Below are 19,612 nucleotides of genomic sequence, written 5' to 3'. Positions count from 1 at the left end.
TTGTCGACGCAAAAAACGCGCGTGTCAGAACTTCGCGCGGATGCCGACGCCGAAGGTATCGCCCGACGAGATGCTGGTGTACTTGTCGTTCAGGTAGGCCGCGTAGACATCGGTGCGCTTCGAGAGCGGATAGTCGTAGCCGAGCGCCCAGCTCTTGTGCGTCTGATCGAGGCCGCCGTTGCTGCGCGAGTACGCGTAGGACGCCATCACCGTGCCCGGGCCGAGCGGCACGGTCACGCCGCCTTGCCCCGTGTTGACGTGGAAGGTGCCGACATCGATGTCGTTCTTCGTGTACATGTACTGCGCGAAGAACTTGACGAACTTCATGTCGAACGACGCGCCCAGCTGGCCTACGCTCTGGCTCTTGAAGCCGGGGATCGTGAAGGCGTTGGAGGTCGGCAGGTCGCCCGGCGCGTTGTTGAAGTTGACGTACTGGTAGACGCCGGTGGCCGCGAACGGGCCGTGGAAATACAGGAACTGCGCGCTGTACTTCTTGGAGCGGCCATCGCCGGCGTTGTTGCCGAACGCGTACATCACGCTGCCCGACAGGCCATTGAAGTCAGGCGATGTGTACTGCACCGCGTTGTTCCAGCCCGAATCGCCCGTCACGCCCTGGTCCGTCGTGTAGGTCGGGAACGTGCCCTGGCCGAGAAACACGTGATAGACCATCGGCGAGAACACGTACGAATCGACGAAGGGGTTGAACAGGATCGTCGAGACGAAGAGTTGCGTCGTCAGGCGGCCAGCCGTGAACGTTCCGATCGGGCCTTGAATGCCGACGTAGGAGTTACGCGCGAAGAAGGTGTCGCCCTGGAAGCGGCCGTACTGGCCGTTTTGCGCGCGGAAGAAGCTTTCCAGCGTGAAGATGGCCTTGTAGCCGCCGCCGAGATCTTCGGCGCCCTTCATGCCCCAGTAAGACGTCGACATGCCGCCGCCGCTCACATTCCATGCGCGATCGCTGCCCGGAAACTTGGTGGCGCCGACCCATTCGTCGACCTGGCCGTAGAGCGAAACGCTCGACTGCGCCTGCGCGGATCCCGCCGCGAACATGCCGAGCAGCGCTGCGGCGACCACTGTGGCCTTGACCGTTGTCTTCACCGTAGTCTTCGGCGCACGGTTGACGGTTGGCTTCATGAACTCTCCTGTCTTTGTCGAAAATTGAATGCGTGGCGGGCGAGGAGCGTTGCACTCGCCTCGTCTGACCGGTTGACGGTGAATGGGCGAGAGAGGCATCGCGTGTGGAGCGGCACCATCTTTACGGACCATTTTTCCGGTCAAAAATGTTTTTGGTTATTGCGGGTATAGCGATTCGGATACTTCATGCCGTGCGCGCCCGGGACGCATGCGAGGCGCATCGCCGTCAGCCGCGCGGGGCTCGCGGATCATGTCGGCGCGCGGCCAAGAGGGGCGCGCCTGATCGAGAGAAAACAAGCCTGGCGAAGTACTGAAATGCGACATTCATCCGCGCAGGGCGCATTGTCCTTGCGCGGATAAAGGAGGGAAATATTTATGAGAAAGCGGACGCTTAACTGTGGCGAGATTGCGTCAATATGACAGCGGAACTGGACGGAAAATTTTTTTGTCGTTCCGCGCGCGGACGAGCGCACCCGACGTGCCGGTTCAGGACACGCGAGGAAGCGTCAAGCGATCAGTTGCGGAAATTGCCGTTGACCGGCGCGCGGCCGGCATCCGACGGCCGTCCCGGCGGGCGCGGCAGGCTGCGTTCTTCGTTGTAGCGGGTGATGTCGGCGCGAATGGAACCGGCGCCGTGCAACGGAGCCGCCTGATCCACCTGCGGGACCGTGCGGACTTCGGCGCTGACGGGCGTCAGGCCGTCTTTCGACGAGACAGGCGTGTAGTGCAACGATTGCCTGCTGGCGGCGGAGTTGTCGAACACTGCGGGTGACAGCCATTCGACACGCGGCCCCGCGAGCGCGAGCGAACCCGCCACCGCGAGTGCGCCGAGCGCAGCGGTTGCGAAAAGCCGGGTCGTGTTGCGAAAGCCTGTGAGCGTCATGTCGAAACTGCCAAGATCCGACCGATATCCTCGTTCGCAAACAGGTGGATTGTGGCTCGATGCTTGCGCCTCGAACCTGCCCATTCAGCGAACCACCGGCTTTGGTCGGAGCGGTCAGCTCATGCCGCTGAAAACGGATGGGCATGACCTGCAAACCGGTGTATTCAACAATTTATTGGGCGCTGCGACGGCAGTCGAGCCAAAAAGTGTTATGTCCGCTCGATGGTTGTAACACCATGTTACGTCAGAGTTTTTCCTTCCGACCTGCCGTTTTGGATGCTTAATCATGTGAGGAAAATCGTCGATTTTCTGTTGCTGAAAGATAGCGCTGCAAGTGTGTCCGCTGCGGACAGATTGCGGTGCTCAAAGGCAAGATTTCATGCGCCACGCGCATTAATCACTCCAGCAAATGAATTTGCCAATTCAATCCGTCCCGGGCGAAAATCATGGTTTTCACTAATACGACGCTGGAACCGCGACGCATGACCGACCGGTTTCCCCACGCGCGAGAATCCTGAATGGCACGGCCCAAACTCCTTCCCGACAACTTCACGCTGGCGCGCGTCGGCACCGTCATTCTCGCCAGCCTCCTGCCGTGCCGCGGCGGCGCAGCGGTTGCGTTCAACTGGATCACCAACGTCGCCATTGGATTGCTGTTTTTCCTGCACGGCGCAAAACTCTCGCGCGAAGCCATCGTGGCGGGTGCAACGCATTGGCGACTGCACGTGGTTGTCCTGCTCAGCACGTTCGCGCTGTTTCCCCTGCTCGGACTCGTACTCAAACCGGTGCTGACGCCGCTCGTCACGCCCGCGCTCTACACCGGCATCCTGTTCCTGTGCACCTTGCCCTCCACGGTGCAGTCCTCCATTGCGTTCACTTCGATGGCCAAGGGCAACGTGCCGGCGGCCGTCTGCAGCGCGTCGGCCTCGAGTCTGCTCGGCATTTTCATCACGCCTGCGCTCGTCGGACTCGTGGTGAGCAATCACGGCGCAACAACGGGCTCGCCATGGCACACGGTCGGCAATATCACGCTGCAACTGCTGGTGCCGTTCATCGCAGGACAGTTGCTGCGCCCGGCCATCGGCAGATGGGTGGACGCGCATCGCGCCATCCTCAAGTTCGTGGATCAGGGCTCGATCCTGCTGGTCGTCTACGTTGCCTTCAGCGAGGCAGTGAACGAAGGCATCTGGCATTCAATCTCGCTCGGCACGCTCGCGGGCCTCGTGGCCGTCAACATCCTGCTGCTGGCAGCGGCGCTTTTCATCACGGCATTCACCGCGAAGCGTATGGGCTTCAGCCGCGCAGACCAGATCACCATCATCTTCTGCGGCTCGAAAAAGAGCCTTGCCTCAGGCATTCCAATGGCAAAAGTGATCTTCGCTTCGCACGCCGTGGGTGCGGTGGTCCTGCCGCTGATGCTGTTCCACCAGATCCAGTTGATGGTCTGTGCCGTGCTCGCGCAGCGCTGGGGCGCACGCAAGACCGCCGCTGAACCCGTGCGCAAAGGCGAAAGCGCCGGTGCGCCCGCGCAACGCTGAACCGTTCCATTCCCGCTCCATTCCTGACGAAGGCCGCCCCGCGCGGCCTTTGTGTCATTTGACGCCGGCTGCGCGTCGCCGTCGATTCGGCCGGATGGCATAAGCCAAACCGTCGGCGCTCCATCAGGCATTCGCACACTTTCGCTGACGGACATCCGTCGCTTTTGCCTATGCCTTCCGGCTGAATGGCGGCCGGGCATGTCCCTTGCCACACTTCTGTCATGACACGCAGCAGAGCCGTGAGGGAACCATGCAAACAGCACGCGCGCCGTACCAGCCAGGGCGCAAACAATGAATCGGGCAGAGACACTTGGCACGCCTCGCGCGGAAGCGGGCGCCTTGCGCGCGTTCCTTGCCACGCTGCCGTTTGAACGCGGCAGCGCCGAGGCAACGGGCCAGGCACTACGCGCACTGATCGACGCGCGGCTCGACCGCCCGCCGCTGCCCGGTCAAGGCGAAACCGCCGCGCGGTGGCGCGCGCTCGGCGCGGTTGCCGGCTTTGACCTCTCGGTCGTCAAGCTGTACGAAGGCCACACGGATGCCGTCGCCATCCTCGCCGAGCTCGATGGCCACGAACCCGAAGCAGGCAAGGCCTGGGCCGTGTGGGCCGCCGAGCCACCGGATGCACGGCTCTCCGCCCTCGGCGAAGCAAGCGCCGAATCCGTGCTATTGCAGGGCACAAAGGCCTGGTGCTCAGGGGCGGCATCCGTCACGCACGCGCTCGTGACCGCCTGGAACGAAGCAGGCGAGCCGATTATCGCCGCCGTCGCGCTGGATCATCCCGGCGTGACGGTCAGCGGCTCCGGCTGGAGCGCCGTCGGCATGCGGGCCAGCGCAAGCGTCGAAGTGCGCTTCGAGCACGTCCCTGCGCGGCGCATCGGCGGCGCGCGCGCGTATCTGGAGCGCCCCGGTTTCTGGCAGGGCGGCGCGGGCATCGCCGCATGCTGGTTTGGTGCTGCGGCGGCCATCGCACAGTTCGTCGCGCGCGACGTACGCAAGCGCCCCGCGCCCTACAAGCTCGCCCACCTCGGCGCAATCGATACGACGCTCAGCGCAACGGCCGCCCTGCTGCGCGAGACCGCAACGCACATCGATCGCGAGCCGCATGCGCACGCCATGGCACACGCGATGCGCGCCCGGCTCGCGGCGGAACGCGCGGCGGCGCGCGTCGTCGAGCGCGCGGGGCGTGCACTGGGCGCCGGGCCGTTGTGTCGCGACCCGCACTTCGCGCAGTTGATGGCGGATCTACCGGTATTCATTCGACAAAGCCACGCAGAGCGCGACGAAGCCGCGCTCGCTGAATGCGTCATCGAGGAGGAAGAGACTTCATGGCAAGTGTGACCACGAGAGCGCCAGCCGAATCCGAACACGACACCAACGGCCACGACCGCGCCATCGTCGGCGACGGTACGCCCGAGTCGGCATGGCAAGGCTGGGCCCGCCTTAGCGCGCTACCGGAGGTCGAGCCAGCGGAACTCGTGCCGTTTGGCGCGCGCGCGGTCATCGTCGCGCCTCATCCGGACGACGAGGTGCTCGGCACCGGCGGACTGCTCGCGCGGCTGTCGCAACTCAGCCGGAGCATCCTGATCGTCGCCGTCACCGACGGCACCGCCAGCCATCCCGATTCGCATGGCTGGCCTGCCGAGCGGCTCGCACGGGAACGCCCGCAGGAAACCAAGGACGCGCTGCAACGCCTGCATCTGCGTCAGGTACAGGTTGTCCGGCTCGGACTGCAGGACGGCGGCGCCAGGCAGTTCGAACCGGTCCTGGCGGAGCGCCTGTCGCGGCTTCTGCAACCCGGTGACGTGGTATTCACCACCTGGCGCAACGACGGCCATCCCGATCACGAAGCCGCCGGGCGTGCCGTACACGCAGCCGCGGGTGCGCTGGAGCTGCCCTGTGTCGAGGTGCCGCTGTGGACCTGGCATTGGGCGTCGCCCGACGACACCCGCGTGCCCTGGAGCCGTGCGCGGCGGATCGTGCTCGACGAAGCAACCCACGCGCGCAAACTGCGGGCCGTGCAGGCCTTCCGCAGCCAGATCGAGCCCGACGCAGCGATGGGCCGCACACCGGTCTTGCCGGATCATGTGCTGGCGCGGCTCACGCGCCCTTTCGAGGTCGTACTGATATGAGCGCGCCCGGCCACGAGAGCAAGCAGCACTTCGACAACCTGTATCAGGAGAGCGAAGACCCCTGGAAAATCAGAGAGCGCTGGTACGAACGGCGCAAGCGGGCGCTCACGCTCGCGGCGCTGCCCGAAGAGTATTACGCGCGTGCCTTCGAACCGGGCTGCGGCAACGGTGAACTGACCGCGTTGCTCGCCTCGCGTTGCGGCGAACTTCTTGCCGCCGACATCGCGGAACAAGCCGTGGAACTCACGCGCCGGCGCATCTCGCGCCTGGCGAACGTGAGTGTCGAGCAGATGCAATGGCCGGACGTCTGGCCTTCCGGCTCGGTGGATCTCGTCGTGATGAGCGAGATTGGCTATTACCTGGACGAGCCGCAGTTGCTGCGCGTCGCCGACTTCCTGCACGAACGCCTGTCAGCCTCCGGCGCGGTTGTCGCATGTCACTGGCGCAAAGAGATCGCGGGCTGGCCGCGCATCGGCGACGATGTCCACGCCACGCTGCGCGACCGCCTGAGCCTGCCGCATCTTTGCCGCTATCAGGACGACGACCTGGTGCTCGACGTCTGGACGCGAGACGCGCGATCCGTCCATGAACGCGAAGGTCTGGAGTAATGTTTTGTGGTTTTACTAAACAAAAAAACTGCAAGGAATCGCTTATACATCAGGGTGATCGTGGTTTTCTCCTAGCTTGATGCGGGTTTTCTGCCGCGATTTTTACTATACAATCGCCGAGATCAGAATAAACCCGGCAGTCGCGATAAACAGCAAATATCAAACGCGCCGGCCATAGCGGAGACAGGAACACTACGATGGCCACCACCATTCGCGATGTCGCACGCGCCGCCAGCGTCTCGATCGGCACCGTTTCGCGCGCGCTCAAAAATCAACCCGGGCTGTCCGAGGCCACGCGCATACGCGTCGTCGAAGTGGCGCAGCAACTGGGCTATGACTCCGCGCAATTGCGCACTCGCATTCGCCGCGTGACCTTCCTGCTGCACCGGCAACACAACAACTTCGCCGTCAGCCCATTCTTCTCGCACGTGCTGAACGGCTTCGAGGAAGCCTGCCGCGAACGCCGGCTGGTGCCATCCGTGCTCACCGCCGGCCCCACCCAGGATCTCGCGCAACAAATGCGGCTCCATGCGCCCGACGCCATTGCCGTCGCGGGTTTCGTCGAGCCGGAATTGCTCGCGCACCTGCATGCGCTTGCGCGCCCGACCGTGCTCATCGACCTGCGCGCGCCGGGTTTCCGCTCCGTCAACATCGACAACGCCCGAGGCGCCTCGCTCGCGATGCAGCATCTGTTCGCGTCGGGGCGGCGGCGCATCGCGTTCATTGGCGGCTCGCTCGCGCATCACAGCATCGCGCAGCGCGCGCTGGGCTATCGCAAGGCTTATTTCGACGCGGGCCTCCTGTTCGATCCGATGCTCGAAATCATGACCCAGCCGGGTCTGCCAGCCGATCTCGCCGCCGCCGACGCCATGGAACGCCTGATCGCCGATGCACGCGCGCAATCCGCGCCGCTGCCCGACGCCGTTTTCGCCTATAACGATGCAGCGGCCCTCGCCGCGATGCGGGTCTGTCTCGCTCATGGCTTGCGCGTGCCGGAAGACATCGCGTTCGTGGGTTTCGACGACATTCCCGCCGCCGCGCAGAGCACGCCGCCGCTCTCGACCGTCGCCATCGACAAGGAAGCGCTCGGGCGCCGCGGCGTCGAACTGCTGCTGGAGGACACGTCGGGGCCGCCGAATCAGGCCGATACGCTCGTCGCAGTCGACTTCATCCCGCGCGCGAGTTCCGGCGCGGGCCCTCAGGAGAAACCGGCATCAAGACAGCACGCGAACCAGGACATCAGCACGCCATGAACATGACTGCCTCACCCGCCCTCGCGGAAGCAGCGCCGGCAGAACGCGCGATCGACTTTCGCAGCCACGACTTCCTGCTCGCGCACGTGCGCGACACGCTCGCGTTCTACGCGCCCCACGCCCGCGACCCGTCCGGCGGCTTTTTCCACTTCTTCAAGGACGACGGCAGCGTCTACAACCCCACGACGCGCCACCTCGTCAGCAGCACGCGTTTCGTCTTCAACTACGCGATGGCGTACCGGCATTTCGGCGACGCCCGCCATCAGGACGACGCGCGGCACGCGTTCGGCTTCCTGCGCGCGGCGCACTGGGACGCGGCGCTGGAGGGCTACGACTGGGAAATCGAGTGGCGCGACGGCCAGAAACACACCCTCGACGGCACGCGCCACTGCTACGGCATGGCCTTCGTGCTGCTCGCGTGCGCGCATGCGGCGATGGCGGGCATCGACGAAGCCCGGCCAATGATCGACGAAACCTTCGCGCTGATGGAGCGCCGCTTCTGGGACGCCGACGCCGGCCTGTACGCCGACGAAGCCACGCCCGACTGGGGTCTTTCCGACTATCGCGGGCAGAACGCCAACATGCACGCCACCGAGGCGCTGCTGGCCGCCTACGAGGCAACCGGCCATGTGGTCTACCTCGACCGCGCCGAGAAGATCGCGGGCAACATCACGCTGCGCCAGGCCCGGCTGTCGAACGGGCTCGTGTGGGAGCACTTCCGGCCCGACTGGTCGGTGGACTGGCACTACAACGAGTCGGACAGTTCGAACATCTTCCGCCCGTGGGGCTTCCAGCCCGGTCATCAGACCGAATGGGCGAAGCTCCTGCTGATCCTGGAGCGGCATCGCGCGCTGCCGTGGCTCGCGCCGCGCGCAGTGGAACTGTTCGACGCCGGTTTCAACCGCGCGTGGGACAGCCGGCACGGCGGCCTGTATTACGGCTTCGGTCCCGACGACACGATCTGCGACCACGACAAGTATTTCTGGGTCCAGGCGGAGAGCTTCGCGGCGGCGGCGCTGCTCGGCGCCCGCACGGGCCGGGAGCGTTTCTGGGACTGCTACGACGAACTCTGGCGCTACAGCTGGGCGCATTTCGTCGATCACGAATACGGCGCGTGGTATCGCATCCTGACCTGCGACAACCGCAAGTACGGCGACGAAAAAAGTCCCGCGGGCAAGACCGACTATCACACCATGGGCGCGTGCTACGAAGTGCTGAACGCGCTCGCCCCGTCACAACATTCACGGTGAAATCGATGGCAAGCGAGCACAGCACCTTCCCGCAATTCGTCTCCGCCGGCGACATCCTCACCGACATGATCCGCACGGACGTGTCGAGCTGGCTCTCGCGTCCGGGCGGCGCGGGCTGGAACGTGGCCCGCGCGGTCGCGCGCCTCGGCCTGCCGACCGCATGCGCCGGCTCGCTCGGCACCGACAACTTTTCTGACGACCTGTGGGAAGCCAGCGTCGCGTCCGGCCTCGACATGCGCTTCATGCAGCGCGTCGAGCGCCCGCCGCTGCTGGCCATCGTCCACAAGACGCAGCCGCCTACCTATTACTTCATGGGCGAGAACGGCGCCGATCTCGCCTTCGATCCGTCGCGCCTGCCGCAAGGCTGGATGGAGCGGGTGAAGTGGGCGCACTTCGGCTGCATCAGCCTCGTGCGCCAGCCGCTCGGCGCCACGCTGGCGGCGCTCGCCCGGCAGTTGCGCGAGCACGGCGTGAAAATCAGCTTCGATCCGAACTACCGCAACCTGATGGAGCACGGCTACGAGCCGATCCTGCGCAACATGGCCGGGCTCGCCGACCTCATCAAGGTCTCGGACGAAGACCTGCACATGCTGTTCAAGGACAAATCCGAGCCGGACGCGCTTGCCGCGATTCGCGCGATGAATCCGCAGGCCACCCTGCTCGTCACGCGCGGCTCCGCGCAGGCCACGCTCTACGCCGGCGACGAGCAATTCAGCGCGCGTCCGCCGAGCGTGGAAGTGGCGGATACGGTCGGGGCCGGCGATGCTTCCATCGGCGGATTGCTCTACAGCCTGATGGCGCGCCACGGCGACTGGCCGGAGCATCTGAGGTTCGCGCTCGCGGCGGGTGCGGCGGCCTGTCGTCATTCGGGTGCGCATTCGCCGACGCTCGACGAAGTCGAAGCGCTGCTGAAATAAAGCGGCAGGACGGCGTCATACGCGTCGCATATCCGCGTGCTAGCATGGATTCGTCCTTGCCCGGAGGCGTATCCACCATGGAAGACACCACCTACACGAAAGGCATCTACACCGCGCAGATCGGCGTGCGCGCCATCGACGACGGTCAGTTCCAGGGCCTCGTTTCGCTCACGCGCGACGACGGCGAGGACACCGAGGCGAAGGTCTTCGAAGTGGACGCCGCCTCGGGCAACGAAGAAGAAGCACTCGACGAAGCGCGCGCGCTCGCGCACCGGATTCTCGGGGAAATCGAACTATAGCGGCCAGGCGGCGCTTGGCTGATTGCCTCGCGGCCGCTGCTGACTGCAATGGAGGACACCATGCCGGAGCAGATCTTCCTTTACGGCGTCTATGCGATCCACGTGAGACCGGTCGAGCTGCAAGGCTCGCGCTGGGACGCGGAGTACGAAATCCGCCATCACGACAAGGCGGTGCAGGCGTGGCAGACGGTCGGCGGCGACGAAGGGCTGGTTGATCGCGCCGAAGCCGTCGAGCTTGCGCATCAGCGCGGCGTGGCGGATATCGAAGCCGGCGCGGGCATTCCGAAGCCGCGCGCCTTTCCCTGATTCCGCTCAGCGTGACGCGTGCGCCACGCCCGCCTGAGCAGCAGGCGCAAGCCGCGCGGCCTCGCGACGGTCGATCGCCAATGCACGCTCATGACCTTCGCGCGCCAGCGAGCGCTCGACGTACTCGAACAGCACGCCCTCCGGCGGAATCAGCTTCGCGACCAGCGCAATCTGCAGCGTGCTCGCCGCGAGTACATCGGCGGCGGTGAACTGCTCGCCGAGCAGCCACGGCCCCTCCTCCAGCGCGCTTTCGATCGCATGCTCGACCCGCGCCAGATCACCCCAGCCGAAACCCACCGTGTTGCCCGGCGCGCCGGTCATGCGCTCGGCCATCGCGGGCTCCAGGCAGGAGCCGGTGAAAAACATCCATTGCAGGAAACGACCGCGCGCCGGATCGTCGACGGGCACGCCCAGCCCGCTGTCCGGATAGCGATCCGCCAGATACAGCAGCACCGCGCCCGATTCCGCCACGCGCACGCCGCCGTCCTCGAGCGCCGGCAGTTTCGACATCGGATTGACGCGGCTGAAGTCAGCGCCGTTCTGCGCACCCGCGCGAATGTTCACGTACTCGAGTTCGTACGGCACACGCATTTCCTCGAGCATCCACAGCGCGCGAAAGGCGCGCGTCTTCGGCCAGTAGTAGAGCTTCATCGGTCTCGTCTTCTTCGCGGGTTTCAGTGTCGTTCAGGTTAGTCCCAAAACTCCATCCGACGTGGTCTGAACGATCCGGGTTAACGCGCACGCGAGCCAGATCGAGAAGATTTCTCTCGCATCAGCGGCAATTGATCCATCTGCTTCTCGATTTCGCCCGAATCCCGGACAGTGCGCAAAAACATTCCGCTTTCGGCGGCAAAGAATGACGCGTTGCCCCACATACCAAAACGAGACCGGAGATTCCATGAACGCTCGCGTCCCCGCCGATGCCTGCCTTGCTCCCGCGCTGTCGGACTATCAACTCGGCGACAATCTGAGCGCCACGCACGGCCGCATCTTCCTGACCGGCACGCAAGCCCTCGTGCGCCTCGTGCTGATGCAGCGCGAACAGGACCGCGCCGCGGACCTGAACACCGCCGGCTTCATCAGCGGTTATCGAGGCTCGCCGCTCGGCATGGTGGACCAGCAGTTGTGGAAGGCCAAGAAACTGCTCGCGTCGCACGACGTGCGCTTTCTGCCCGCCATCAACGAGGAACTCGGCGGCACCGCGGTGCTCGGCACGCAGCGCGTGGAGTCCGACCCGGAACGCACCGTCGATGGCGTGTTCGCGATGTGGTACGGCAAGGGACCGGGCGTCGATCGCGCCGGCGACGCCCTCAAGCACGGCAACGCCTACGGCTCGTCGCCGCATGGCGGCGTGCTGGTCGTGGCGGGCGACGACCACGGCTGCGTGTCGTCGTCGATGCCGCATCAGAGCGACCAGACGATGATCTCGTGGCACATGCCGGTGGTGAATCCGTCGAACGTCGCGGACATGCTGGAGTTCGGCCTGTACGGCTGGGCGCTGTCGCGCTTCTCGGGCGCGTGGGTCGGCTTCAAGGCGATCTCGGAGACCGTCGAATCCGGCTCGACCGTCGATCTCGACGCCGTCCGCCGCGACTGGACCGCGCCCGGCGACTTCACGCCGCCCGCCGGCGGCCTGCACAACCGCTGGCCGGACCTGCCGAGCCTGACGATCGAAGCGCGCCTCGCCGCCAAGCTCGACGCGGTGCGCCAATTCGCGCGCGCGAACAGCATCGACAAGTGGATCGCGCCGAGTCCGCGCGCCAACGTGGGCATCGTCACCTGCGGCAAGGCCCATCTCGACCTGATGGAAGCCTTGCGCCGCCTGGACCTGACCGTCGCCGATCTCGACGCCGCCGGCGTGCGCATCTACAAGGTCGGGCTGTCGTATCCGCTGGAGACGACGCGCCTCGAACAGTTCGTCGTCGGCCTGAGCGAAGTGCTCGTGATCGAGGAAAAAGGACCGGTCGTCGAGCAGCAGATCAAGGAGCATCTGTACAACCGCACCGACGGCGCCCGCCCGGTGGTGATCGGCAAGCATGCGCGGGACGGCGCGGCGCTGCTGAGCGCGCTCGGCGAACTGCGGCCGTCGCGGGTGCTGCCCGTGTTCGCGCAATGGCTTGCGCATCACAAGCCCGCGCTGGATCGCCGCGACAAGGTGGTCGATCTGGTCGCGCCGCAGATTCTCTCGAACGTCGCCGACGCCGTGAAGCGCACGCCCTACTTCTGCTCGGGCTGCCCGCACAACACGTCGACGAAGGTGCCGGAAGGATCGATTGCGCATGCGGGCATCGGCTGCCACTTCATGGCGTCGTGGATGGAGCGCGACACGACCGGCCTGATCCAGATGGGCGGCGAAGGCGTCGACTGGGCGTCGCACTCGATGTTCACCAAAACGCCGCACGTGTTCCAGAACCTCGGCGACGGCACCTACTTCCATTCGGGCATTCTCGCGATCCGTCAGGCGGTGGCGGCGAAGGCCAACATCACCTACAAGATCCTCTACAACGACGCCGTCGCGATGACCGGCGGCCAGCCGGTCGACGGCAGCATCTCCGTGCCGCAGATCGCCCGTCAGGTCGAAGCGGAAGGCATTGCGCTGCTGGTAGTTGTCAGCGACGAACCGGAGAAGTACCAGGGCCACGAGGACCAGTTTCCGCGCGGCACGACGTTTCATCACCGCGGCCAGCTCGACGAGGTCCAGCGCCGCCTGCGCGACACGCCGGGCGTGACCGTGCTGATCTACGACCAGACCTGCGCGGCGGAGAAGCGCCGCCGCCGCAAGAAAGGCGAGTTTCCCGATCCGGACAAGCGCCTGTTCATCAACGAAGCCGTCTGCGAAGGCTGCGGCGATTGCGGCGTGCAGTCGAATTGTTTGTCGGTGGAACCGGTCGAGACGGAGCTGGGACGCAAGCGCCGCATCGACCAGTCGTCGTGCAACAAGGATTATTCGTGCGTGAACGGCTTCTGTCCGAGCTTCGTCACGCTCGAAGGCGCGAAGCTGAAAAAGGCCGAAGGCCATGCGTTCGATCCGGCGGAACTCGCGCGCCGCGTCGATGCGTTGACGCCGCCCGCAACCCGGCTCGACGACGCGCCCTACGACATCCTCGTGACGGGCGTCGGCGGCACGGGCGTCGTGACGGTGGGCGCGCTCATCAGCATGGCGGCGCATCTGGAAGGCAAGAGCGCGTCGGTGCTTGACTTCATGGGCTTTGCGCAGAAGGGCGGCTCGGTGTTGTCGTTCGTGCGCTTCGCCGCCACCGATGCGCTGCTCAACCAGGTGCGCATCGACACCCAGCAGGCCGACCTGCTGCTCGCCTGCGATCTCGTGGTCGGCGCGAGCCCGGAGGCCTTGCAGACGGTCCGGCACGATCGCACGAAGATCGTCGTGAACACGCACGCGATTCCGAATGCCACCTTCGTGCAGAACCCCGAGGCCAGTCTTCACGCGGATGCCCTGCTCGACAAGCTGCGTCACGCGGCCGGTCCCGGCGCGCACGACGCCATGCGCAGTTGCGATGCACAGGCGCTGGCGCAGCGCTTCCTGGGCGACACCATCGGCGCGAACATCCTGATGCTGGGCTTCGCGTGGCAGCTCGGCCTCGTGCCGCTCTCGCTCGCGGCGCTGATGCGCGCTCTGGAACTCAACAATGTCGCGGTCGGCGCGAACAAGCTGGCGTTTGCCATCGGCCGCCTGGCCGCAGCGGACCCAACGGCGCTAGAAGCCTTGACGGCGCAGGTGAGCGCCCCGCACGTGACGATGGAACAGATGTCGCTGCCGGAACTCATCCGCGATCGCGAAGAACGCCTGCTCGCCTACGGCGGCGCGAAGTACGTCACGCGTTTCCGCAAGCTGGTGAACGCGGCGGCGGGCAACGAAGCGCTGGCACGCGCCATCGCGATCTCGTTCTACAAGCTGCTCGCGGTGAAGGACGAATACGAGGTGGCGCGCCTGCATGCGGATCCGTCGTTCCGCGCCGCGCTGGCCGCGCAGTTCGAAGGCACGGCAGGCGAGAACTACACCGTCAAGTTCAATCTCGCGCCGCCGGCGCTGTCGCACGCGGGGCATGGCGGCGTGCCCAAGAAGAAAGTGTTCGGCCAGTGGATGTGGCCGGTCTTCGGCGGCCTTGCGAAGCTGCGCATGCTGCGCGGCACGCCGCTCGATGTGTTCGGACGGACGCTCGAACGCCGCATGGAACGCCGCCTGGCCGATGACTTCGAAAGCACCATGACGCGCGCGCTCGCCCGGCTCGACGCGGCGAACGCCCAGGACGTGCACGCCCTTGCGTCACTGTACGAGCGCGTGCGCGGCTATGGTCACGTGAAGCTGGCCAACGTCGCGATGGTCAAGCGCAGCGAGCGCGACGTGGCGGCGCGCATCGGCATCGAAGCGGCGACCGGCGACGCCGTGCGCGCCGCCCTCGATACGATGAAGGGCGCGGCGTCGCTCAAGGGCATTCCGGTCGTGGTGGCGAAATAAGGCGCGGGTTCAGTCGGCGAGATCGTCGGGAAGCCAGTCGATGTCGCCGCACAGCACGCAGCGCCGCCCTCCGGAACGTGTCTCGACCGACAGCGTGACGCACGGCATCGCCTCGTTGATCGACAGATACGGCTTCGTCACGTGGACCCGCTCCGGGTCGCCGAGCGCCGCCCGGAAGTACGGCCGGCGCAGCCAGTTGGCGCCCTGCGCGTCGATCAGCGGCAGGAAGCGCGCCTCGTGCGCCGCGCGATCCGCGCGCAGCACGACATTGCGGCCGCTCTGCTTGCCGTTCTGGTCGAGCAGGAAACACCGCGCGGCATTGTCGAGCGCCAGGAAGTTCCAGCAGACTTCGTCGAGCGGTTCGCCCGCCGCGAGCCGCTCGGCCGCGCGCTCGAAGGCGCGGATATACGGCTGCAGCCGCGTGGCGACGCGCCGTTCCCGCGCTTCCGTCTGCAAGCGATAGCGTTCCGTCAGCTCGCCGATGATCGTCTGTGCGTGGGCGCCGTCCGCGAGCCCCGGATGCGGCCGCGCAAAGAAAAAGCCCTGCACGAAGTCCGCGCCGCTGGCGAGCGCGAGCTGCGCTTCGTGCTCCGTCTCGACCCCTTCGATCAGCACGAGCTTGCCCGCCTCGTGCAGCAGCGACACGATGCCCGACAGCACCGCCTCCATGTTCTGCCGCTGCTTGATCGAACGCGGCGACAGCGGCGCGTGCACGTTATGGCCCGCGTGCGACAGCATCACGCGGTCGAGCTTGACGATATCCGGATCGAGTTGCCAGATGCGCTCGATATTGGTGTGCCCGGCGCCGAAGTCGTCGAGCGCGATCAAGAAGCCCTGCTCGCGGAACTGCTGCACGGCGAGCGCGAGCCGCTCGATGTCTTCCGCGCTTTGCTCCAGCACTTCGAGCACCACGCGACGCGGCTCGATGTGCAGGCGCTTGAGGTTCGCCATCAGCGCGGCGGCGTGGTACGGCTCGGTCAGCGCGCCCGGATGCACGTTGAGGAACAGCCATTCGGTCTGCGCGCCGAGCATCTTGAAGTTTTCGAGGTGCAGGGCCTGCGCGAGCCGGTCGATCTGCAGCGCCTCGCCGACGCGCGATGCCTGGCCGAACACGTCGAGCGGCGACACCGGCCGATCGAAGCCGTCGTGCGCGCGCAGCAAGCCTTCATAGCCGACCGCGCGCATGTGCGAGAGGCTGAAGACCGGCTGGAACACGCTGGAGAGCGTCCAGTCGCCATGCTCGACCGAATAGCGGTCGAAACCCGACATCACGCCCAGTTCGAAACTGCGCGCGGAAATCGTCGACTTCTCGGGGTTTGCGATCACCATGTCGATACCCTCGCCTGCTGCGTTCGGCGAAGCGCGCTCGACCTGCGCGTGCCTTGCGTCGTTGCTGCCGCCGGACCCTTGCCGGATCCGTCCCGTAACGTCTTCATAAGAACAGCCCTCGATGATCTCGTCGGGAGTCTCGGTGTCCCGTGGCTTTCGCTAAAGCAAGCTCCATGCTCAAAGCGCGGCCCGTTTCGTCGTGCTTTGGCCGCCGGAATGCACCGTCCTCAGGCCATTCGTCGTGCAAACGCACCGCATCGGTGCAAAAGCGGAAGCGCCCCCATCGCTGCCTGCGGCGCACGCACGGGCTAAACTTTCGGCTCGTCCCGTCAATGCTAGACGCCGCGCGCGCCCGTCGGGCGCAGGCGTCGTGCTGTAGCGCACATATGGAAATCGTCTTTACCGTCCTCATCCTGCTGCTGGCCGTGGCGCTCTCGGGCCTCGGCCTGAGCCTGCTGCCGGTCAAGCTGCCGCTGCCGCTGATCCAGATTGCGATCGGCGCGTGTCTCGCCTGGCCGAAGTTCGGGCTGCACGTCACGTTCGATCCCGATCTGTTCATGCTGCTGTTCATCCCGCCGCTGCTGTTCGCCGACGGCTGGCGCATTCCGAAACGCGAGCTCTATCTGCAGCGCCGCGCGATCCTGATGCTCGCGCTCGGGCTGGTGTTCCTCACCGTCGGCGTGCTCGGCTATTTCCTGCACGCCATGATTCCGTCGATGCCGCTGCCCGTCGCCTTCGCGCTCGCCGCCGTGCTCTCGCCGACCGACGCCGTCGCGTTGACGGGCATTGCCGGACGCAAGCGCATTCCGGCGGGCCTCATGAACATCCTTGAAGGCGAGGCGCTGATGAACGACGCGTCCGGCCTCGTCGCGCTGAAATTCGCGATCGCCGCCGCGCTGACCGGCATGTTCTCGATGCGCGACGCCACCATCAGCTTCTTCCTCATCGCGGCGGGCGGGCTGTCGATCGGCGCGGTGATCAGCTGGGCCGTGACCGAGATTCCCGCGCGCCTGCTCAAGTTCTCCGAGGACGACGACCCCGCCGCGGGCGTCATCCTGACCATCCTGATTCCGTTCGCCGCCTATGTCGTCGCCGAGCGCGCGGGGTGCTCGGGCATCCTGGCGGCGGTGTCGGCGGGCATGGTGATGAACATCCAGAGCCTGCGCCCCAGCCTCCCGAGCGCGGTGCGGGTGCGCATGACCAGCACCTGGACGATGATCGAGTTCGTCTTCAACGGCATGGTCTTCATCCTGCTCGGCCTGCAGTTCCCGCACATCCTCGGGCGGGCGCTGATCGAGGCGCATCGCGACGGCAACGCGCAGGTCGGCCTGCTGCTCGGTTATGTGGTCGCCACGCTGGTCGCGCTGTATGCGCTGCGCTTCGTGTGGGTGTATTCGCTGCGCTGGCTCGCGGCGCGCCGGACCGCGAAGCAGGGACTCGAAAGCGCCGAGCCGGGTTTTCGGACGCTCGCGCTGACGACGATCAGCGGCGTGCGCGGCGCGGTGACGCTCGCGGGCGTCCTCTCGCTGCCGGTGACGCTCGACAACGGCGCGCCGCTCGCCGGGCGCGATCTGGCGATCTTCATTGCGTCGGCGGTGATTCTGGTGTCGCTGCTGATCGCGGTGGTCGGGCTGCCGATCATGCTGAACGGCATCGAGCGCGAGCGTAATCCGCATGCGGCGGAGGAACGCATGGCGCGCCGCCGCGCGGCGCAGGCGGCGATTCGCGCCATCGACGAAAGTCATGACGAAATGGTCGAGGAGATGGATGCCGCCGCTTCCGCGCGCTGCGCCGATTCCACCGCGCGCGTGATGGGCATGTACCGGCGCAGGCTGGAGTCGCTCGGCGAAGACGAAGCGCCGCGCGTGGCCGCGAAGAAGAGCGAATTGATGGAAACGCGGCTGAAGATGGCGGCGCTGCGCGCGGAGCGGGCCGAGCTGCTCCGGCTGCGCGCCGCGCAGGACATCAACGACGAGACCTTGAACAAGCTGCTGCGGGAAGTGGATCTGTCGGAGACGGCGATCGTGAACCGCAAGCGGGGGACGGCGGGGTAAGCGCCGCCAGTCCGCGCGTTCACGCAGACCGGCAGGCGACCTGCTTCAGACCACCCCCGCCCCGCGACGGCGCAGCAGCGCATAGAAAATAATCGCGCCGAACGTCGCGGTCCCGATCCCGCCGAGCGCGAAGCCGCCGAGCTTCAGCGTGAAATCGCCGGTGCCGAGCACGAGCGTGACCGCCGCGACGATCAGATTGCGGTTGTCGGAGAAGTCGACCTTGTTGACGACCCAGATGCGCGCGCCCGTCACCGCGATCAGCCCGAACACGACGATCGACACGCCGCCCAGCACCGGGCCCGGAATCGTCTGGATCAGCGCGCCGAACTTCGGCGAGAAACCGAGCACGATCGCGAACAGCGCGGCGATCACGAACACGAGCGTCGAATAGATCTTGGTGACCGCCATCACGCCGATGTTCTCGGCATACGTCGTCACGCCAGTGCCGCCTGCGAAGCCGGAAACGATCGTCGCGAGACCGTCACCGATGAACGCCCGGCCGATGTACTTGTCGAGGCTCTTGCCGGTCATCGCGCCGACCGCCTTGATGTGGCCGAGATTCTCCGCGACCAGGATGATCGCGACGGGCGCGAGCAGGGTCATCGCGGGGGCTTCGAACACGGGCGCGGTGAAGTGTGGCATGCCGAACCAGGCGGCATTCGCGACCACCGCGAAGTCGATGGGCTTGCCCATGCTCATGCCGTTGGTCAGCGCCGCATAGATGAGATACGCAATGGCGAGGCCGATCAGGATCAGCAGGCGCTGCGCCATGCCGCGCGCGAACACCGCGACCGCGCCGACGCACAGCACGGTGACCAGCGCCATCCACGACTCGAAGCTGCTGCCCATCACGCCCTTGACGGCGATCGGCGCCAGATTCAGCCCGATCACGCAGACGATGGAGCCCGTCACGACCGGCGGCATCAAGGCCTCGATCCACTTCGTGCCGACCGCCGCGACGATCACGCCGATGATCGCGTAAGCCACGCCGCACGCGATGATGCCGCCCAGCGCCACCGGAATGTTGAGGTTCGGCCCGTGTCCGCCGTAGCCCGTCACCGCGATCACGAGTCCGATGAACGCGAAGCTCGAGCCGAGATAGCTCGGCACGCGCCCGCCGACGAGCACGAAGAACAGCAGCGTGCCGATGCCCGACATGAAGATGCACAGATTGGGATCGAAGCCCATCAGGAGCGGCGCGAGCACGGTCGAGCCGAACATCGCGACGACGTGCTGCACGCCCATTGCGATCATCTGCGGCCAGGGCAAACGCTCGTCGGGCGCCACCACGCGGCCCTCGCGGGCATCGGGCTGGACCGGCCAGCGGGGGAAGAAGGAATCGGACATGGGCGGGCCTCCTGTGCGGCGATGAAGCGCCGTCCGTGCGGCGCTCTGATGAAAAATCAGGCGCGAGTGTACGGAGCGGGCTGTC

At 66.0% G+C, this 19,612-nt stretch carries 16 protein-coding genes; 11 read left to right on the top strand and 5 right to left on the bottom strand.

Annotated elements, in window-relative coordinates; genetic code table 11:
• Nucleotides 1-24: 24 nt before the first annotated feature.
• Together QCE62_RS00770 and QCE62_RS00765 are read right to left on the bottom strand one after the other, a co-directional pair.
• Complete coding sequence (locus tag QCE62_RS00770; protein ID WP_309913190.1) at nucleotides 25-1,134, bottom strand: porin; 1,110 nt, start codon at nucleotides 1,132-1,134, stop codon at nucleotides 25-27.
• 514 nt (nucleotides 1,135-1,648) lie between these two features.
• The gene (locus QCE62_RS00765) at nucleotides 1,649-2,017 is read right to left on the bottom strand and encodes a hypothetical protein (RefSeq protein WP_309913187.1); all 369 of its coding nucleotides are present in this window, start codon (nucleotides 2,015-2,017) and stop codon (nucleotides 1,649-1,651) included.
• Nucleotides 2,018-2,535: 518 nt separating this feature from the next.
• Between QCE62_RS00765 and QCE62_RS00760 the strand changes: the two genes are divergently transcribed.
• The 9 genes from QCE62_RS00760 (at nucleotide 2,536) to QCE62_RS00720 (ending at nucleotide 10,320) form a co-directional block, all read left to right on the top strand.
• Nucleotides 2,536-3,555, top strand: coding sequence for a bile acid:sodium symporter family protein (locus QCE62_RS00760; RefSeq protein WP_309913185.1), 1,020 nt, complete (start codon nucleotides 2,536-2,538; stop codon nucleotides 3,553-3,555).
• Nucleotides 3,556-3,846: 291 nt separating this feature from the next.
• Entirely contained in the window at nucleotides 3,847-4,896 is a 1,050-nt protein-coding gene (locus QCE62_RS00755; protein WP_309913182.1) for an acyl-CoA dehydrogenase, read from the top strand.
• Nucleotides 4,884-5,687 (top strand): PIG-L family deacetylase, encoded by an 804-nt coding sequence (locus QCE62_RS00750; RefSeq protein WP_309913180.1) that lies wholly within the window; start codon nucleotides 4,884-4,886, stop codon nucleotides 5,685-5,687. Before QCE62_RS00755 ends, QCE62_RS00750 begins: the two co-directional genes overlap by 13 nt.
• The gene (locus tag QCE62_RS00745) at nucleotides 5,684-6,295 is read left to right on the top strand and encodes a class I SAM-dependent methyltransferase (protein ID WP_309913177.1); all 612 of its coding nucleotides are present in this window, start codon (nucleotides 5,684-5,686) and stop codon (nucleotides 6,293-6,295) included. The genes QCE62_RS00750 and QCE62_RS00745 overlap by 4 nt, the downstream gene beginning before the upstream one ends.
• Before the next feature lie 197 nt (nucleotides 6,296-6,492).
• Complete coding sequence (locus tag QCE62_RS00740) at nucleotides 6,493-7,548, top strand: LacI family DNA-binding transcriptional regulator (RefSeq protein ID WP_309913174.1); 1,056 nt, start codon at nucleotides 6,493-6,495, stop codon at nucleotides 7,546-7,548.
• On the top strand, nucleotides 7,545-8,798 hold the full coding sequence (locus QCE62_RS00735; RefSeq protein WP_309913172.1) for an AGE family epimerase/isomerase: 1,254 nt from the start codon (nucleotides 7,545-7,547) through the stop codon (nucleotides 8,796-8,798). Before QCE62_RS00740 ends, QCE62_RS00735 begins: the two co-directional genes overlap by 4 nt.
• A gap of 5 nt (nucleotides 8,799-8,803) precedes the next feature.
• Nucleotides 8,804-9,715 carry a carbohydrate kinase gene (locus tag QCE62_RS00730; RefSeq protein ID WP_309913169.1) on the top strand — a complete coding sequence of 304 codons (912 nt, stop codon included), beginning with the start codon at nucleotides 8,804-8,806 and terminating at the stop codon, nucleotides 9,713-9,715.
• A 77-nt stretch (nucleotides 9,716-9,792) separates the two neighbouring features.
• The gene (locus QCE62_RS00725; RefSeq protein ID WP_309913166.1) at nucleotides 9,793-10,014 is read left to right on the top strand and encodes a hypothetical protein; all 222 of its coding nucleotides are present in this window, start codon (nucleotides 9,793-9,795) and stop codon (nucleotides 10,012-10,014) included.
• A 60-nt stretch (nucleotides 10,015-10,074) separates the two neighbouring features.
• Nucleotides 10,075-10,320 carry a hypothetical protein gene (locus QCE62_RS00720; protein WP_309806962.1) on the top strand — a complete coding sequence of 82 codons (246 nt, stop codon included), beginning with the start codon at nucleotides 10,075-10,077 and terminating at the stop codon, nucleotides 10,318-10,320.
• Nucleotides 10,321-10,326: 6 nt separating this feature from the next.
• On the opposite strand, the gene QCE62_RS00715 is transcribed toward QCE62_RS00720, so the two are convergent.
• The gene (locus QCE62_RS00715) at nucleotides 10,327-10,971 is read right to left on the bottom strand and encodes a glutathione S-transferase (RefSeq protein WP_309913163.1); all 645 of its coding nucleotides are present in this window, start codon (nucleotides 10,969-10,971) and stop codon (nucleotides 10,327-10,329) included.
• Nucleotides 10,972-11,218: 247 nt separating this feature from the next.
• Between QCE62_RS00715 and QCE62_RS00710 the strand changes: the two genes are divergently transcribed.
• Nucleotides 11,219-14,797 carry an indolepyruvate ferredoxin oxidoreductase family protein gene (locus QCE62_RS00710; RefSeq protein WP_309913161.1) on the top strand — a complete coding sequence of 1,193 codons (3,579 nt, stop codon included), beginning with the start codon at nucleotides 11,219-11,221 and terminating at the stop codon, nucleotides 14,795-14,797.
• A gap of 9 nt (nucleotides 14,798-14,806) precedes the next feature.
• Here the strand turns inward: QCE62_RS00710 and QCE62_RS00705 are convergent, their stop codons facing one another.
• Nucleotides 14,807-16,126 (bottom strand): EAL domain-containing protein, encoded by a 1,320-nt coding sequence (locus tag QCE62_RS00705; protein ID WP_309913158.1) that lies wholly within the window; start codon nucleotides 16,124-16,126, stop codon nucleotides 14,807-14,809.
• Nucleotides 16,127-16,512: 386 nt separating this feature from the next.
• On the opposite strand from QCE62_RS00705, the gene QCE62_RS00700 reads away from it, so the two are divergent.
• Nucleotides 16,513-18,180 (top strand): Na+/H+ antiporter, encoded by a 1,668-nt coding sequence (locus tag QCE62_RS00700; protein ID WP_309913155.1) that lies wholly within the window; start codon nucleotides 16,513-16,515, stop codon nucleotides 18,178-18,180.
• Nucleotides 18,181-18,225: 45 nt separating this feature from the next.
• Here the strand turns inward: QCE62_RS00700 and QCE62_RS00695 are convergent, their stop codons facing one another.
• Nucleotides 18,226-19,527 carry a solute carrier family 23 protein gene (locus tag QCE62_RS00695; RefSeq protein WP_309913152.1) on the bottom strand — a complete coding sequence of 434 codons (1,302 nt, stop codon included), beginning with the start codon at nucleotides 19,525-19,527 and terminating at the stop codon, nucleotides 18,226-18,228.
• Nucleotides 19,528-19,612: the final 85 nt, after the last annotated feature.

It is taken from the genome of Caballeronia sp. LZ033, assembly GCF_031451265.1.
Lineage (GTDB): Bacteria > Pseudomonadota > Gammaproteobacteria > Burkholderiales > Burkholderiaceae > Caballeronia.
Note: the sequence above shows the minus strand (reverse complement) of the source record. Positions and strands in the feature narration are given on the sequence as shown.